Origin of the sequence: Tabrizicola flagellatus, assembly GCF_008271465.1 — a bacterium.
Lineage (GTDB): Bacteria > Pseudomonadota > Alphaproteobacteria > Rhodobacterales > Rhodobacteraceae > Tabrizicola > Tabrizicola flagellata.
Genome location: NZ_VMDU01000005.1, coordinates 80,737 through 97,328, shown reverse-complemented (window position 1 = coordinate 97,328; position 16,592 = coordinate 80,737). Strand labels below are relative to the sequence as shown.

At 68.5% G+C, this 16,592-nt stretch carries 14 protein-coding genes; 11 read left to right on the top strand and 3 right to left on the bottom strand.

Translation table 11 applies throughout. The features are described 5' to 3' along the window. Window positions 1–12 precede the first annotated feature (12 nt). The 6 genes from aroC to FL625_RS09550 all read left to right on the top strand — a co-directional run bounded on the left by aroC (window position 13) and on the right by FL625_RS09550 (window position 6,726). A complete protein-coding gene (gene aroC, locus FL625_RS09575; RefSeq protein ID WP_149588441.1) occupies window positions 13–1,113 on the top strand; it encodes a chorismate synthase in 1,101 nt (366 codons plus the stop codon). A gap of 161 nt (window positions 1,114–1,274) precedes the next feature. Next, entirely contained in the window at window positions 1,275–1,895 is a 621-nt protein-coding gene (gene rpsD / locus FL625_RS09570) for a 30S ribosomal protein S4 (protein WP_149588440.1), read from the top strand. A gap of 99 nt (window positions 1,896–1,994) precedes the next feature. Next, window positions 1,995–3,413 (top strand): homospermidine synthase, encoded by a 1,419-nt coding sequence (locus FL625_RS09565; RefSeq protein ID WP_149588439.1) that lies wholly within the window; start codon window positions 1,995–1,997, stop codon window positions 3,411–3,413. 306 nt (window positions 3,414–3,719) lie between these two features. Next, the gene (hisC, locus tag FL625_RS09560) at window positions 3,720–4,805 is read left to right on the top strand and encodes a histidinol-phosphate transaminase (RefSeq protein ID WP_149588438.1); all 1,086 of its coding nucleotides are present in this window, start codon (window positions 3,720–3,722) and stop codon (window positions 4,803–4,805) included. Continuing rightward, window positions 4,802–5,722: a prephenate/arogenate dehydrogenase family protein gene (locus tag FL625_RS09555; protein ID WP_149588437.1), complete on the top strand. Its 921-nt coding sequence runs from the start codon at window positions 4,802–4,804 to the stop codon at window positions 5,720–5,722. Before hisC ends, FL625_RS09555 begins: the two co-directional genes overlap by 4 nt. Window positions 5,723–5,727: 5 nt before the next feature. Next, on the top strand, window positions 5,728–6,726 hold the full coding sequence (locus tag FL625_RS09550; protein WP_149588436.1) for an extensin-like domain-containing protein: 999 nt from the start codon (window positions 5,728–5,730) through the stop codon (window positions 6,724–6,726). A gap of 16 nt (window positions 6,727–6,742) precedes the next feature. Here FL625_RS09550 and FL625_RS09545 read toward each other — a convergent pair whose 3' ends face one another. Next, window positions 6,743–7,771 (bottom strand): DUF2125 domain-containing protein, encoded by a 1,029-nt coding sequence (locus FL625_RS09545; protein WP_149588435.1) that lies wholly within the window; start codon window positions 7,769–7,771, stop codon window positions 6,743–6,745. 63 nt (window positions 7,772–7,834) lie between these two features. On the opposite strand from FL625_RS09545, the gene FL625_RS09540 reads away from it, so the two are divergent. The 4 genes from FL625_RS09540 (at window position 7,835) to FL625_RS09525 (ending at window position 12,218) form a co-directional block, all read left to right on the top strand. Then, a complete protein-coding gene (locus tag FL625_RS09540) occupies window positions 7,835–8,365 on the top strand; it encodes a gamma-glutamylcyclotransferase (RefSeq protein ID WP_149588434.1) in 531 nt (176 codons plus the stop codon). 75 nt (window positions 8,366–8,440) lie between these two features. After that, window positions 8,441–9,616 (top strand): biopolymer transporter ExbB, encoded by a 1,176-nt coding sequence (locus tag FL625_RS09535; protein ID WP_149588433.1) that lies wholly within the window; start codon window positions 8,441–8,443, stop codon window positions 9,614–9,616. Between the two features lies 1 nt (window position 9,617). Continuing rightward, window positions 9,618–11,225 (top strand): peptidoglycan -binding protein, encoded by a 1,608-nt coding sequence (locus FL625_RS09530; protein WP_149588432.1) that lies wholly within the window; start codon window positions 9,618–9,620, stop codon window positions 11,223–11,225. A gap of 138 nt (window positions 11,226–11,363) precedes the next feature. Next, on the top strand, window positions 11,364–12,218 hold the full coding sequence (locus FL625_RS09525) for a DUF2189 domain-containing protein (protein WP_149588431.1): 855 nt from the start codon (window positions 11,364–11,366) through the stop codon (window positions 12,216–12,218). A gap of 206 nt (window positions 12,219–12,424) precedes the next feature. On the opposite strand, the gene clpA is transcribed toward FL625_RS09525, so the two are convergent. Both clpA and gloB read right to left on the bottom strand, forming a co-directional pair. Beyond that, window positions 12,425–14,743, bottom strand: coding sequence for an ATP-dependent Clp protease ATP-binding subunit ClpA (gene clpA, locus FL625_RS09520; RefSeq protein WP_149588430.1), 2,319 nt, complete (start codon window positions 14,741–14,743; stop codon window positions 12,425–12,427). Window positions 14,744–14,902: 159 nt separating this feature from the next. Continuing rightward, window positions 14,903–15,670: a hydroxyacylglutathione hydrolase gene (gloB, locus tag FL625_RS09515; RefSeq protein WP_149588429.1), complete on the bottom strand. Its 768-nt coding sequence runs from the start codon at window positions 15,668–15,670 to the stop codon at window positions 14,903–14,905. A gap of 59 nt (window positions 15,671–15,729) precedes the next feature. On the opposite strand from gloB, the gene FL625_RS09510 reads away from it, so the two are divergent. Beyond that, window positions 15,730–16,485 (top strand): class I SAM-dependent methyltransferase, encoded by a 756-nt coding sequence (locus tag FL625_RS09510; protein WP_149588428.1) that lies wholly within the window; start codon window positions 15,730–15,732, stop codon window positions 16,483–16,485. Window positions 16,486–16,592: the final 107 nt, after the last annotated feature.

Here is a 16,592-nt window from a genome sequence, read left to right as displayed (position 1 = left end):
TCGGAGCCCGCGATGAGCCTCAACACCTTTGGTCACCTGTTCCGCGTCACCACCTGGGGCGAAAGCCACGGGCCGGCCATCGGCTGCACGGTGGACGGCTGCCCGCCCGGCGTGGCTCTGAGCGAGGCCGACATCCAACCCTGGCTGGACCGGCGCAAGCCGGGCCAGTCGAAGTTCACCACCCAGCGCAAGGAACCCGACGAGGTTCGCATCCTGTCGGGCGTGTTCGAGGGCCGGACGACCGGCACCCCGATCCAGCTGCTGATCGAGAACACCGACCAGCGGTCGAAGGACTATGGCGAGATCGCGCAGAGCTTCCGCCCCGGACATGCCGACATCACCTATCACCAGAAATACGGCATCCGCGACTATCGCGGCGGCGGGCGGTCCTCGGCGCGGGAAACAGCGTCGCGGGTCGCAGCGGGGGGAGTGGCGCGCGCCGCTCTGGCTGCACTGGTGCCGGGGCTGCGGATCACCGGCTACATGGTGCAGATGGGCACGAAGACCATCGACCGCAGCCGGTTCGACGCCGCCGAGATCGAGCGCAACCCCTTCTGGGTGCCCGATGCCGTGGCTGCCGCCGAATGGGCGGAATATCTGGACGGGCTGCGCCTGTCGCACAACTCGGTCGGCGCGGTGATCGAGGTCGTGGCCGAAGGCGTGCCGCCGGGCCTCGGCGCGCCGCTTTACGGCAAGCTCGACAGCGATCTGGCGGCGGCGATGATGTCGATCAATGCGGTCAAGGGGGTCGAGATCGGCGAGGGCATGGCGGCGGCCGCCCTGACCGGGGTCGAGAATGCCGACGAGATCCGCATGGGGCCGGATGGCCCGGAATTCCTGTCGAACCATGCGGGCGGGATCCTGGGGGGTATCTCGACCGGCCAGCCGGTCGTCTGCCGGTTCGCGGTCAAGCCCACCTCCTCGATCCTGACCCCGCGCCGGACGGTCACGCAAGGCGGGCAGGAGACGGAGCTCGTCACCAAGGGCCGCCACGACCCCTGCGTCGGCATCCGCGCCGTGCCGGTGGGAGAGGCGATGATGGCTTGCGTCCTGCTGGACCATCTGCTGCTGGACCGGGGCCAGACCGGCGGGGTGCGGGGCCGGATCGGATAGGGCGGGCCTGTTGACTCCCCCGCTTTCCCCTGTATAAGCCCCCCGGTCCCGGACGCGAGTCCGGGGCTTTTCATTGGTGTTGGCGGCTTCCGCAAGGAATGACCTGTCGCCGGGGCAACCCGGAAAGGACAACGCCCTTCACAAAGCGAAGGAGATCAGCGGTGACGAAACGCACCTCTGCCAAGTACAAGATCGACCGCCGGATGGGCGAGAACATCTGGGGCCGTCCGAAATCCCCGGTGAACAAGCGCGAATACGGCCCCGGCCAGCACGGCCAGCGCCGCAAGAACAAGCTGTCGGACTTCGGCACGCAGCTGCGCGCCAAGCAGAAGCTCAAGGGCTATTACGGCGACCTGACCGAAAAGCAGTTCCGCAAGATCTATGCCGAGGCCGAGCGGGTGCGCGGCGACACCGGCGAGATGCTGATCGGCCTCTTGGAGCGTCGCCTGGACGCGGTGGTCTACCGCGCCAAGTTCGTCCCGACCATCTTCGCCGCCCGCCAGTTCGTGAACCACGGCCATGTGCTGGTGAACGGCAAGCGGGTGAACATCGCCTCCTACCGCGTGTCGGAAGGCGATGTGATCGAGGTGCGTCAGAAGTCGAAGCAGATGGCCGCCATCGCCGAAGCCATCGCCCTGACCGAGCGTGATGTGCCCGACTATCTGGAAGTGGACAACAACAAGCTGACCGCCAAGTTCGTGCGGACCCCCGGCCTGGGCGACGTGCCCTATCCGGTGCAGATGGAACCGAACCTGGTCGTCGAATACTACGCGAAGAACTGATCCCGTCGGGGATCGTGACCCAAGGCCGCGCCGCCCGGCGCGGCCTTTTCGGTTCCGGCGCCTTTCGCGCCCTTCTTTGACCGGGGGGACCCAAGGACCATGACCACCACGACCAAGCACGCCACCATCGACGGCGCCCTGGTGATGATCGGCTTCGGCTCGATCGGACGCGGCACGCTGCCCTTGATCGAACGCCACATCGGCTTTGACCGCAGCCGCTTCACCGTGATCGAGCCCTCGGCCGACTTCGCGCACATCCTGCGCGACCATGGCATCCGCCACCTGCAGTTGGCGTTCACGCCCGACAACTTTGCCGATGTCCTGCGCAGCCTGTTCCCCGAGGGGCGCGGCATGATCGTGAACCTGTCGGTGGACGTGGATTCGATCGAGGTGATGAAGCTGGCCCAGGAGATGGGGGTCCAGTACATCGACACGGTGGTCGAACCCTGGCCGGGCTTCTACTTCGGCTCGACCCTGCCGAACGCGGACCGCACCAACTATCCCCTGCGCGAGAAGGTGCGCGCGCTGGGCAAGTCCTATCCCGGCGGTCCGACAGCGGTGTCCTGCTGCGGGGCAAACCCGGGGATGGTCAGCTGGCTTCTGAAAGAGGCGCTGTTGCGCCTTGCCAGTGATACCGGCGTCGAGGCCGATCCGAAAGGCCGCGAGGACTGGGCGGCGCTGATGCGCGACCTGGGCGTCAAGGGCATCCATATCGCCGAACGCGACACGCAGGTCTCGGCGCGGCCCAAGCCGCCGGGCGTCTTCGTCAACACCTGGTCGGTGGACGGGCTTCTGTCCGAGGGCTACCAGCCGGCGGAACTGGGCTGGGGCACGCATGAGAAGAAGCTGCCGCCGAACGGCCACCGCTTCGACCATGGTCCGGGCTACGCGATCTGGATCGACCGCCCCGGCGCGGATACCCGGGTGCGGAGCTGGTGCCCGGGCACAGGCCCGCAGTTCGGCTATGTCATCACCCACAACGAGGCGCTGTCGATCCCGGACTACTACACGGTGTGGGAGGACGGCCGCGCCGTCTATCGCCCGACCTGCCACTACGCCTATCACCCCTGCAACGACGCGATCCTGTCGCTGCACGAGATCAACGGCGCAGGGAAGCTTGCCGAGGCGCAGCACATCCTGACCGCGGACGAGATCGTCTCGGGCGGCGATGACCTGGGCGTGCTGCTCTACGGCCATGCGAAGGGCGCGATGTGGTATGGCTCGCGGCTGTCCTGCGACGAGGCACGGCGGCTTGCGCCCTACCAGAACGCGACCGGGATGCAGGTGACCTCCGCGGTGCTGGCGGCGATGGTCTGGGCGGCGGAGAACCCGAACGAAGGCTTCGTCGAAGCCGACGAGATGGACCATGTCCGCTGTCTGGAAGTCCAGCGTCCCTATCTCGGGTCCATCGAGTGCCATTACACCGACTGGACCCCGATCCAGCACCGGATCAACCGATTTGCCGAGGACCGCGACGACGAGGATCCCTGGCAGTTCACCAACTTCCTCGCGGTCTGACCGGCCAGCCTGGCGGAGCGCCTGCGGCGCAAGTCCCTTGTCTCGTCGTCGGCCTGCGCCTCCTCCTCGGCGGACGAGGGGCGCTGCCCCTCGCGCTCCCCGGAGTATTGGGGAAAGGGCAAGTGGATTTGCCCTTTAGCCAAATGCTCCCGCCGGCGGCACACCGAGGAGGAGGCGAAGGCCGACGACAATAGGATAGGCTTGCGCCGCAGGCGCACCTTTAGGCAACCGCCTGTCCTGGCGAAAGGTTCTGGCCTTGCGCGCGGAGGGCGGGTAAACGGGGCGCATCGCGCCCCGGGGGACAGGATGAACGACCAGATCAAGCCGCAGCCAGGCATCCTTGACATCGCCCTTTACGAGGGCGGCAAGGCGCATGTGGCCGGCGTGACGAATGTGGTCAAGCTGTCGTCGAACGAGAACCCGTTCGGCCCCTCGGACAAGGTGAAGGAAGCCTTCTTGCGCACCGTGCACAGCCTGCACCGCTATCCGGTCACCGACCATGCGAACCTGCGCGCGGCCATCGCCGAGGTGCATGGTCTGGACGCGGGCCGCATCATCTGCGGCGCGGGGTCGGACGAGATCATCACCTTCCTCTGCCAGGCCTATGCCGGGCCGCGCGACGAGGTCGTTTTCACCGAACACGGCTTCCTGATGTACCGCATCTCTACCCTTGCCGTGGGCGCTACCCCCGTCGAGGTGCCGGAGCGCGAGCGTACGGCGGATGTGGATGCGATCCTCGCCGCCTGCAACCGGCGCACGAAGCTCGTGTTCCTGGCCAACCCGAACAATCCGACCGGCACGATGGTTTCGGCAGCCGAGATCGCCCGGCTGGCCGAGAACCTGCCGCCGCAGGCGCTTCTGGTGCTGGACGGGGCCTATGCGGAATATGTCGAGGGCTATGACGGGGGTGCCGCGCTGGTCGATGCGCGCGACAACGTGGTGATGACGCGCACCTTCTCGAAGATCTATGGCCTGGGCGGGCTCCGGATCGGCTGGGGTTACGGGCCGCGGCATGTCATCGACGTGCTGAACCGGATCCGGGGGCCGTTCAACCTTTCGACGACGCAGCTCGAGGCGGCCGAGGCCGCGGTCCGGGATCAGGAGCATGTCGATCGCTGCCGGGCCGAGAATACGCGGATGCGCAGCTGGCTGGCGAATGCCCTGGCCGAGATCGGCGTGCCCTCGGACACCTCGATGGCCAATTTCATCCTGGCCCGTTTCGCCAGCCAGGAAGAGGCCGAGGCCTGCGATGCCTTCCTGCAGAAGCAGGGCCTGATCGTGCGCCGCGTCGCGGGCTACAAGCTGCCGCACTGCCTGCGCATCACCATCGGCGACGAGGCGAGCTGCCGCCAGGTCGCCCATGCGGTCGGCCAGTTCAAGGGGGTGAAATGATCTATCCCCGCGTTGCCCTGATCGGGCTGGGCCTGATCGCCTCGTCCATGGCGCATGCAATGCGCGCCGGCGGGCTGACGGGCGAGATCGTGGGCTACGCACGGTCGGCCGAAACGCGGGCGGTGGCGAGGGAGCTGTTCTGCGACCGCGTCTGCGACACGGCAGCTGAAGCGGTCAGGGACGCGGATCTCGTGGTGCTGGCGGTGCCGGTCGGCGCCATGGGCGAGATCGCCGCCGAGATCGGGCCGCACCTGAAGCCAGGCGCCACGGTGACGGATGTCGGGTCCGTCAAGCAGGCGGTGGTCGATGCGGTGGCGCCGCACATGCCGGCGGCTGTTCATTTCATTCCCGGCCATCCTCTTGCGGGAACGGAATATTCCGGGCCCCGGTCAGGCTTTGCCACGCTGTTCCAGAACCGCTGGTGGCTGCTGACACCGTCGGCCGGGACCGATCCCGAGGCCCTGGCCCGGCTGCGGTCGCTGCTGGAGGCAATGGGGGCCAATGTCGAGGACATGGATGTCGCGCATCACGATCTGGTGCTGGCGGTGGTCAGCCATGTGCCGCACGCGATCGCCTACACCATGGTGGGCGTGGCCGACCACATGCGGCGGGTCTCGCAGCAGGAAGTCATCAAGTATTCCGCCTCGGGCTTCCGCGATTTCACACGCATCGCGGCCTCGGACCCGGTGATGTGGCGCGATGTGTTCCTGACCAACAAGGAGGCGGTGCTGGACATCCTCGGCCGCTTTGCCGAGGAGCTTTTCGTGCTGCAACGCGCGATCCGCATGGGCGACGGCGAGCATCTGCACGCCTATTTCACCCGCACCCGCGCCATCCGCCGCGGGATCATCGAGGCCGGGCAGGACACCGCCGCGCCGGATTTCGGCCGGTCGGCGCCGCCGGCGAAAGAGGGCTGAGGCCGGTGCGGCGGATCTGGCTGGCCCTGTCTCTCTGCCTGGCCCAGGCGGCGGAGGCCGAGGCGATCGACAGCACACCCCGGCCGCCAGCCAATCCGCGTCTCGTGGCGACGCTGGTCGCTCCGGCGCCCGCCCCTGCCCCCGCGACGGCGGCCGCAGCCCCGGAAGTCGCCCAGCCGCAAGCCGAACCGCCGGCCGCGCCAGTCACCCTGATCCGGCCCCTGCCGCGTCCTGCCGGGCTGACGGCGGCTGCCGGCGCGACGGCGAAGGTCGAACCCGTTGGCGCCGCCGCTGCCCCCGAGGCCATGGCCGAGGCACGGTCCCTCCGGCCGCAGCCGCGGCCGCGGGCGCTGGAATCGCGGCTGGCCGGGCTCAAGGCGGCGGCCAAGGCGCCGGGGCTGGACCTGTCCGGCCGGAGGCCCGAACCCGAGATCGACCTTGGCGCGATTCCGCCGCCCACCCGCAAGGAAGAGCGGAAGAAGCGGCGTGAGAAGGCCTCGATGGCCGGTTCGGTCTGCGGAGTGGCTGCGATCAAGGGCGAGGAGATCGCGCGCATCAGTTCCAAGGTGAAGGGCTGCGGGGTCGAGGATCCGGTGCGCGTCACCTCGGTCGCGGGGGTCCGGTTGAGCCAGGCCGCGACGGTGGATTGTTCGATCGCCAAGGCGCTGAATTCCTGGGTGGACGAGGTGGCGCAGCCCGCCTTCGAGGGCCGGCTGGTGCAGTTGCAGATCGCGGCCCACTATGCCTGCCGCAGCAGGAACAACATCAAGGGTGCCAAGATCAGCGAGCACGGCAAGGGAAGGGCAATCGACATCTCGGCCTTCGTGCTGTCGAACGGAAAGGTGCTGTCGGTCGCGGGAGACTACAACAAGCTGCTGCGCAGGATCTACAAGGCCGGCTGCGGCTATTTCAAGACGACGCTCGGCCCCGGTTCGGACGGGTATCACGAGGACCATTTCCACTTCGACACCTCGGCCCGCAAGGGCGGGGCCTACTGCCGCTGACCTCAGCCCGCTGAGCTCAACCCGTGGGCGGCAGCATCCGCGGCGCGGGTCCGAGGGGGAAGGGGCCGAAGCTCATCCGCCCGTTCTCCATCACCAGGGTCAGGGACAGGACCGAGGTGTCCGGGGTCTGCGCGGCCAGCGCCTGCATGCCGCGCGCGATGGTCGGGGCAAGCTCGGGCTTCACCACGCCGGCGGCGACCAGGATCGCGGGGAGGCGGTTCCAGTTCGTGACCTCGACCGTCACCCGGCCGGCAGCGAAACCCTGGTCGTCGGCCTCGACCGTGCCCTTCGCGCTGGCCGACAGGTCGCCCCAGGCCATGTTCAGCTGGTTGACCTCGATCCGGGTCAGGATCGGCCGCGTGTCGCCCGCGTGCCGGTCGAGGGGGGCGGTGAAGGTCAGGTAGAGGCTGCCCCAGAGGCTTTCCACAACGTCGGGCAGGTCCGCCGGCGGCAGGTCGGGGATTGCCACGGCCCGCACGGCCGCGGGGATGGCCGGATCGGGGGTCAGCGGCGCGAGGTCGAAGCCGAGTTCATAGCCCGCCGGTCCCAACGCCGGATCGGCTCGCAGGCCGAGGGTGAATTCGCCGAGCGCGAGCGTCCAGCCCCGGTCGGAGGCCAGGCCCAGCGAGGCCCCCGCCAGCCGCACCTCGGCCAGCGGCAGGTCCATCGCGGGCTTGGCGCGGAGGCTCGCCTTCAGGTCGGACGAGGTGACGGTCACCGCCTGACCGGGCAGCGTCACCACCTGCTCGGGCGGCAGGGCGGCGATGATGTGCCAGGGCTTCCAGGTCATCGCGAAGACCTGGGCGAAGGGCGCCTGCCAGAAGACGCCGGTCCTGGGATCGCCGATCCGCAACCCTTCGACCGTCAGGTCGAAGCGGTTCGGGAAGCCCGCGACCGTCAGGCCCGTGTTCTCGGCCACCAGCCCCTGCCGGGCGGCATCGGCGAAGCCGGCCTCGGCCCCCTGCCGGATCGCGCCGGAGCCCACGAACCAGTAGCCCGACCAGAGGCCGGTCAGCAGCAGGAGGAAGAACATGAGCTTGCGCATCGACCGGCCCTTTTCATTGCCCGTGCCCCGGTGTTTACAGGGCCTTGCGCAACAGGGCCAGCCATGCACGCACCTCTCTGGGTCTTCGGCTACGGATCGCTGATCTGGGATCCGGGCTTTCCGGTCGCCGAACGGCGGCTTGCGCGACTGGACGGCTGGCACCGCAGCTTCTGCATGCGCTCGATCCACCATCGCGGCACGCCCGAACGCCCGGGCCTCGTTCTGGCCCTGGACCGGGCCGAGGGCGCAAGCTGCGCGGGCCTCGCCTTCCGGGTGGCGCCGGGGGAAGAGGCCGCGACGCTGGCGGCGCTGCGCGAGCGGGAACTTGTCTCCTCGGCCTATCTGGAAGAGGTGCTGCGGGTCGAGACGGCGGACGGCGCGCTGGACGCGCTGACCTATGTCATCGACCCCGACCATGCCCAGTATTGCGGCGGCCTGCCGCTGGAGGAGCAGGCGGGCATCATCGCCCGCGCCACGGGCGGGCGGGGGGCGAACCGCGACTATCTCTGGTCCACCGCCGCGCATCTGGCAGACCTTGGCATCGCCGACCCCGACCTGGAATGGCTGGCCGCACGGGTGCGCGATCTGAGTTGACCTTTTGCTTGGCTGTTGCCGTCATCCTGCTAGTCTTGGCGCAAGGCAGGGAAGCACAGGGCAACCAGAGGACACATGTCCCAGACAGACCACCGGGGGGCAGAGGTCGAGACGACCTTCTCGCAACCGATCCGCGCGATCACGGCCATGCTTCTGGTCTGCGCCCTGGTCGGGGCCGGGGCCTGGCTGATCCATGCCCAGATCATCGGCATCCTGCAGACGAACGCCGTCCTGAACAGCGTCATCGCGCTGGTCTTCCTGTTCGGCGTCCTGTCCTGCTTCTGGCAGGTCTGGATCCTGGCGCAGTCGGTCTATTGGATCGAGAACTTCGTGCGCGGCACGCCGGGCACCGAGGACGCCGCCCCGCCGCGCCTGCTGGCGCCTCTGGCCGCGCTCTTGCGCTCGCGCTCCGCCCGGATGACGATTTCGGCCACCTCGTCGCGGTCGATCCAGGATTCGGTCGTCCAGCGCATCGACGAGGCGCGCGACATCACCCGCTATCTCATCAATCTTCTGGTCTTCCTTGGCCTTCTGGGCACCTTCTGGGGCCTTGCGACCACCGTTCCCGCGGTGGTGGAGACCATCCGCTCGCTGGCCCCGCAGGAGGGCGAAAGCGGCATGGATGTCTTCGGCAAGCTGATGACCGGCCTCGAAAGCCAGCTGGGCGGGATGGGGACGGCGTTTTCCTCGTCGCTTCTGGGGCTGGCGGGGTCATTGGTGCTGGGCCTGCTGGAACTGTTCGCCGGCCACGGCCAGAACCGCTTCATCCGCGAGCTGGAGGAATGGCTCTCCTCGATCACCCGGCTCGGCTATGCCGGCGACGGCGAGGGCGCGGACCAGAACGCGCTGGGCCTTCTGGTCGATCACATGGCGCAACAACTGGAAGAGTTGCAGGCGTTGCAGGCCCAGACCGAGGCGAACCGCTTCCACTCCGAGGCGAAGATCGCCGAACTGGTCACGGCGATGACGGCGCTGACCGAACGGATCGACGCGGAAAAGGGACAATCGGCCCTCTTGCGCCGCATCGCCGAGGGGCAGGAGAAGCTTCTGGCCGCGTTGCAGGAGGGCGAGGGGGGCACCGGCAGCGACCCGGAAAGCCGGATGCGGCTGCGGTCGATCGACGTGCAGCTGCTGCGCATCCTGGAAGAGATGTCGGCCGGCCGGCAGGAAACCCTGTCCGACCTTCGCACCGACATTGCCCAGCTGACCACCGCGATCCGCCAGCTGGGCCGCAGCGCCGGGCGCGCCTGACATGGTCGCCCGCACCCGCCGCCGCGACAGCAGCCTGATCTGGCCGGGCTTCGTCGATGCGGTGACGACGCTGCTGATGGTGCTGATGTTCGTCCTGACCATCTTCACCGTGATGCAGTCGGTCCTGCGCGACACGATCACCACCCAGGACAGCGAGCTGGACGCCTTGACGGCGCAGGTTGCGCAACTGGCCAGCGCGCTGGGGCTGGAGCAGGCCAAGGCGACAGACCTCGAGGCCCGCGTCGCCGAATTGCAGGCGGGTCTGGCCGCGGCCCAGGCCGAGGGCGACCGGCAGGCGGCGCTGATCGACCGGCTGACGGCCGACCTGACGACCCGGCAGGGCGAACTGGACCTCGCCCGGTCGCGCATCACCGATTTCGAGGCCCAGGTCGCGGCACTTCTGGTCGAACGCGACCGCGCCCGGGGCGAGGCCGAGCGGCTGACCGCCTCGGTCGCCGACCTTCAGGCGGCGCGGGACAAGCTGGTGAGCGAGGCCGAGGCGATGACGCTTGCCCTGGCCAAGGCGCGCGAGGAGGTGGACGCCAATGCCGAGGCCGCGCGCCTTGCCGCCGCGCGCCGCGAGGCGCTGGAGGCGCTCTTGGCCGAGGCGAAGGCGAAGGCCGAAGCGGACGGCACGGCGCTGAAGGCGGCCGAGGCGAAGGTGACCGAGGCCGAGGCCGCGCGGCTGGCCGATGCGGCGGCCTTGCAGGCGCTGCGCGAGAAACTGGCCAATGCCGAAACGGAACTGACCGCGATGACGCTGGCGCTGGAGGAGGAACGCAGGCGCGCCGAGGAGACGCTGACCCTGCTGGCCGCCGCCCGGACCGAGGCCGCGAAGGGTGCGACCGAGAAGGACGCGGCGCTGGCGGCGGCGCAGACCGCGCTTCTGGCCGAGCAGAAGAAGGCGCTCGACGCCGCGCGCGAGGTCGAACTGCTGAACCAGCAGGTCGCGGCGCTGCGCAGCCAGCTGGGCAGCCTGCAAGCCGTGCTGGACGAGTCCAAGGCGCGCGACGAGGCGGCAAAGGTGCAGCTGGAGAGTCTCGGAAAGGACTTGAACGCCGCCCTGGCCCAGGTCGCAGCCGAACAGCGTCGCCGGGCCGAGCTGGAGGCCGCCGAGGCCGCTCGTCTGGCGGCCGAGAACCAGGACCTTGCGCGGTTCCGGTCGGAATTCTTCGGCCAGCTGTCCGAGCTCTTGCAGGGCCGCGAAGGCGTCCGTGTGGTGGGCGACCGTTTCGTCTTTTCATCGGAGGTGCTGTTCAGCCCCGGCTCGGCCGATCTTGCGCCCGAAGGGCGGGCGCAGATCGCCGGGGTGGTGCAGATCCTGAACGAGATCCGCCCCCGGATCCCTGCGGATATCGACTGGATCATCCGGGTGGATGGCCATACCGACAACGTGCCCCTGTCCGGGGCCGGTGCCTTCCGCGACAACTGGGCGCTGAGCCAGGCCCGCGCCCTTTCGGTGGTGCGCTACATGCAGGACGAACTGGGCTTTCCGCCCGAGCGCATGGCGGCGACCGGCTTTGGCGAATACCGGCCGGTGGCCCAGGGCGACAGCCCCGAGGCGCGGGCGCAGAACCGGCGGATCGAACTGAAGCTGACCGAACGCTGAGGCGCACCATTCCGTGACTGCGGGCGCGGGAAATCCGTGCTAGTCTGGTCGCAAGAAACTTTCCTGCTTGCCGTCGTTGCCATTGGGGCGTCCCCGGGCATGACCAGCCGGGGCGCCCCCTCTGCGGGAGGACCCCTGATGCCGAAGACGATCGGAAACCCCCTGTCCTGGACCCTTGGCGCGCTGGGCTCGGCCGCCGGCTATGCAACCGAGGTCGCGGCCCATTCCGCCGCCGATCCCGATGTCCGGCCCGAGACCCGGGTGCTGGTGCCGGGCGACCTGCGCGCGGCGTTGCGCAAGGGCTGGGACGACCTGGCGGCGATGCGGTCGGACGTGCTGTTCGCCTGCATGCTCTATCCCGCGATGGGGGCGGTCCTGCTGGCGCTGGCGAGCCAGGGGAACCTGACCCACCTCTTGTTCCCGGTCCTGTCCGGCTTTGCCCTTGTCGGGCCGGTGGCGGCGCTGGGGCTCTACGAACTCAGCCGCCGGCGCCAGGCGGGGCAGGAGGTCAGCTGGGGTGCGATGTTCGAGGTGCTGCGCAATCCCCGCTTTCCGCGGATCCTGATGCTGAGCCTGTTCAACGCTTTGCTGTTCATGGTCTGGCTGCTCGTGGCCGACGCAATCCATGCGGCCACCCTGGGGCCGGACCGGCCGGCCAGCCTGATGGCGCTCGTCACCGCGGCGCTGACCACGCCCGCGGGCTGGGTGATGACGGTGGTCGGGACGGCGGTGGGGGCGGTGCTGGCGGCGGCGGTGCTGGCGGTCAGCGCGATCTCGTTCCCGCTTCTGCTCGACCGCGACGTGACCCTGCCGGTCGCGGTGATGACCTCGGTCCAGGTCGCGCGCGAGAACCCGGGCGTGATGGCGACCTGGGGTCTCATCGTCGCGGGCGGGCTGGTGCTGGGGATCCTGCCGCTGCTTCTGGGACTGGTCGTGGTGCTGCCGGTGCTGGGGCATGCGACCTGGCATCTTTACCGGGCGGCGGTGGTCTGAGGCTGTCCACGCAGGACGGTCCTGCCGGATGATGCGATATCAAGGGGTTGCCTGCGGACGTTCAGGAAATCTTAACCGCCGCGGAACGGCTCCTCGTGCGCCTTCGGCTTCTCGTCGCGGGAAGCGAGGCGTGACGCAGTCATCGACGAGCGGCCAAAACAGAACCCCCGCCGGTTCAGGGCGGGGGTTCCGGGTGTGTCAGGCGCCTATTCGGCGGTCAGCAGCGGCGGCTTCTGGCCGGTGAGACGCGGTTTCTGCGGTTCCTCGATGTCCAGAACGATGGCGTCGTCCTTGACCTTCACCCGGACCACGCCGCCCTTGACCAGCTTGCCGAACAGAAGCTCCTCGGCCAGAGGCTTCTTGATGTGCTCCTGGATCACCCGGGCCAGCGGCCGCGCGCCCATCTTGTCGTCGTAGCCCTTGTCGCCCAGCCAGGCGGCGGCTTCGGGCGTCAGCTCGATATGCACGCCACGGTCCATCAGCTGCGCCTCGAGCTGGAGCACGAACTTCTCGACCACCTGCATGATGATCTCCTTGCCCAGCGGGGCGAAGTTGATCACCGCGTCCAGACGGTTGCGGAATTCCGGCGTGAAGGTGCGCTCGATCGCCGCCGTATCCTCGCCCGTCCGGCGGTCGCGGCCAAAGCCGATGGCGGCCTTTGCCATGTCGGAGGCGCCCGCGTTCGAGGTCATGATGAGGATCACGTTGCGAAAATCCACCGTCCGGCCGTTGTGGTCGGTCAGCTTGCCGTGGTCCATCACCTGCAGAAGGATGTTGTAGACGTCCGGGTGCGCCTTCTCCATCTCGTCCAGAAGCAGGACGCAGTGCGGATGCTGGTCCACCGCATCGGTCAGCATGCCGCCCTGGTCGAAGCCGACATAGCCCGGAGGCGCGCCGATCAGGCGGGAAACCGCGTGCTTCTCCATGTATTCCGACATGTCGAAGCGGATCAGTTCGACCCCCAGCGACGAGGCCAGCTGCTTGGCCACCTCGGTCTTGCCGACGCCGGTCGGCCCGGCGAAGAGGTAGTTGCCGATGGGCTTTTCCGGCTCGCGCAGGCCCGCGCGGGCCAGCTTGATGGCGGAACACAGCGCCTCGACCGCCTTGTCCTGGCCGAACACGACCCGCTTCAGCGTCTTTTCCAGGTCGCGCAGGGTTTCGGCATCGTCCTTCGACACGGTCTTGGGTGGGATGCGCGCGATCTTGGCGACCACGGCCTCGATCTCCTTGATGCCGAGCGTCTTGCGGCGCTTCGATTCCGCCACCAGGTGCTGTGCCGCCCCGGCCTCGTCGATCACGTCGATGGCGCTGTCAGGCAGCTTGCGGTCATGGATGTAGCGCGCGGCCAGTTCCACCGCCGACTTGATCGCATCGTTGGTGTATTTCAGGTCGTGGTGTTCCTCGAAATGCGGTTTCAGACCCATCAGGATCTTGATGGCGTCGGGCACCGAAGGCTCGTTCACGTCGATCTTCTGGAAGCGGCGGGAAAGCGCGCGGTCCTTTTCGAAGTGCTGGCGGAACTCCTTGTAGGTGGTCGAGCCCATGCAGCGCAGCTTGCCGCCCTGCAGCGCGGGTTTCAGCAGGTTCGATGCGTCCATCGCCCCGCCCGAGGTCGCCCCGGCGCCGATGACGGTGTGGATCTCGTCGATGAAGAGGATCGCGTCGGGGTGGTCTTCCAGTTCCTTGACCACGGCCTTCAGCCGTTCTTCGAAATCGCCGCGATAGCGGGTGCCCGCCAGAAGCGCGCCCATGTCGAGCGAGAAGATCGTGGCCTTGGAGAGGACCTCGGGCGTCTCGCCGTTGACGATCTTGCGGGCCAGCCCCTCGGCGATGGCGGTCTTGCCGACGCCGGGGTCGCCCACCAGAAGCGGGTTGTTCTTGCGGCGGCGGCAGAGGACCTGGATGCAGCGTTCCACCTCGGCCTCGCGCCCGATCAGCGGATCGACATCGCCCTTGCGGGCTTTCACGTTCAGATCGACGCAATATTTCGAGAGGGCGGATTCCTTCGCCTCGCCCGCCTCGGCCTTGGGCGTTTCCTGCTGGTCGTCCGCCCCCTGCACCGGGCGGGCCTCGCCATAGGACGGGTCCTTCGCCACGCCATGCGCGATGAAGTTGACCGCGTCGTAGCGGGTCATGTCCTGTTCCTGGAGGAAGTAGGCGGCATTCGATTCGCGTTCGGCGAAGATCGCAACCAGCACGTTGGCGCCGGTCACTTCCGTCCGGCCCGAAGACTGGACATGGATCGCCGCGCGCTGGATCACGCGCTGGAAGGCCGCGGTCGGCACGGCCTCGGACCCCTCGACATCCGTCACCAGGGTGGACAGGTCGTCGTCGATGAAGTCGGTCAGGGTCTTGCGCAACTCGTCCAGGTTCACGGCGCAGGCCTTCATCACGCGGGCCGCGTCGGGTTCGTCGATCAGCGCCAGCAGGAGATGTTCCAGCGTGGCGAGTTCGTGACGGCGCGAGTTGGCCAGGGCCAGGGCGCTGTGGATGGCCTGTTCAAGCGTGGTCGAAAACGATGGCACTTCAGTGCTCCTGTCCTGCGGGTCGGAGGGGGCGCCAGGGCCCGAACCAACCGTGGCCTCATATGCTTAAAGTTCGGTTTTCTTCACCGCACTTCAAGCGCAATCTTCCAGATTTTGGGGTTTCCCCCGGATCATCACGCCATTTGTGATACGGTGCGCTCAGAACTTGTCTTTTCTGGCCCGTATTTCGGCGAAAACCGTGACATCGTCGGCATCCGGCAGGCCGACCGCTGTCTTGAGCGCGGGCAGATGGGCCCGCAGGTAGGGGTTCGTCGCCAGTTCTTCCTCGAGCGGAACGGGGACGGTGGGAAGGCCCTTGGCGCGCCGTTCGGCGACCTCGGCTGCACGAGAGATAAGGCGGGGATTGTCGGGTTCAAGGGTCAGCGCGAAGCGCAGGTTCGCGGCGGTGTATTCGTGGCCCGAGCAGATCAGCGTGTCGGGCGGCAGGGCGGCGAGCTTCGACAGGCTGGCGTGCATCTGGCGCGCGCTGCCCTCGAACAGCCGGCCGCAGCCGCCGGCCATCAGGCTGTCGGCGGTAAAGCAGAGGCGGCTTTGCGGGAAATGGAAGGCGATGTGGCCGAGCGTGTGGCCGGGCACGTCGATCACCCGGGCGAATTCGGACCCGACCGGGAAGCTGGAGTGTTCGTCGAGGGCGAGGTCGAGCCGGGGCAGGCGGTGGGCATCGGCGGCGGCGCCGAGGACCATGGCCCCGGTCCGCGCGCGGAGCGCCTCGACGCCCTGGATGTGGTCGTCGTGGTGGTGGGTGATAAGGATGTCGGTCAGCCGCCACTGGTGCGCCTCGAGCGCGGCGAGGATCGGCCCCGGTTCGGGGGCGTCCACCAGCGCGGTCTGGGCGCTGTCCGGGTCGTGGACCAGATAGGCGTAGTTGTCGGCCAGGCAGGGGATCGTCACCAGTTGCAGCGGCATGGTCTTTGGTCTCCTCCCCTGTATGATGCACAGGATTGCCCGAGGAGAGGCGCGCCGCAATGCACCTTGATGTGCTGGACCTGAGGAATTTCTACTACCGCACCCAGCTGGGCCGGGTGGCGCAGCGGGCGATCCGGGATCAGGTCGTGCGGCTCTGGCCGCCAAAGGCCGGCGAGACGGTGGTGGGGTTCGGCTTTGCGGTGCCTCTGCTGCGGCCCTATCTCGCCGAGGCGCGGCGTGTGATCGGGCTGATGCCGGGGCCGCAGGGGGTGATGCCCTGGCCGGCGGGGATGGAGAACGTCAGCGTCCTGTGCGAGGACACCGCCTGGCCTCTGCCCACGGGCCTCGTGGACCGGCTGGTGCTGATGCACGGGTTGGAGACCTCGGAGAACCCTTCGGCGGTGCTGGAGGAATCGACGCGCGTCCTCGGGCCGGGCGGGCGGGCGCTGTTCATCGTGCCGAACCGGGGCGGCCTGTGGTCGCGGCGCGACGAGACGCCCTTCGGGTTCGGGCGGCCCTATTCGGTGGCGCAGCTGGAGGCGCAGCTGAAGCGGCATGGCTTCACGCCGGAACGCAACTGTTCGGTGCTGTTCGCCCCGCCGCTTGGCACGCGGTTCTGGCTGCGGTCGGCGGATTTCTGGGAGGCCTTCGGGCGCAAGATGCCCTGGCTGGCGGGCGGCGTGCTGATGGTCGAGGCATCGAAGCAGGTCTATGCGCCGACGCAGGGCGGCCTGCGCGCGGCGGTGAAGAAGCCGTTGCGCGTGCTGGAGGGCGTCGGCAAGGGCGCGCCCGAACCGGCGCTGAACCGGGAGTGAGGACGGAGGCGCCCGGTGGGATGCCGGGTGCCCCGGGGCCGGCGTCGGCGCCTCCGGCGGGAGTATTTGGGTAAAGGGCAAGAGCGGGGGCGGGGGAGGTGCCCTCT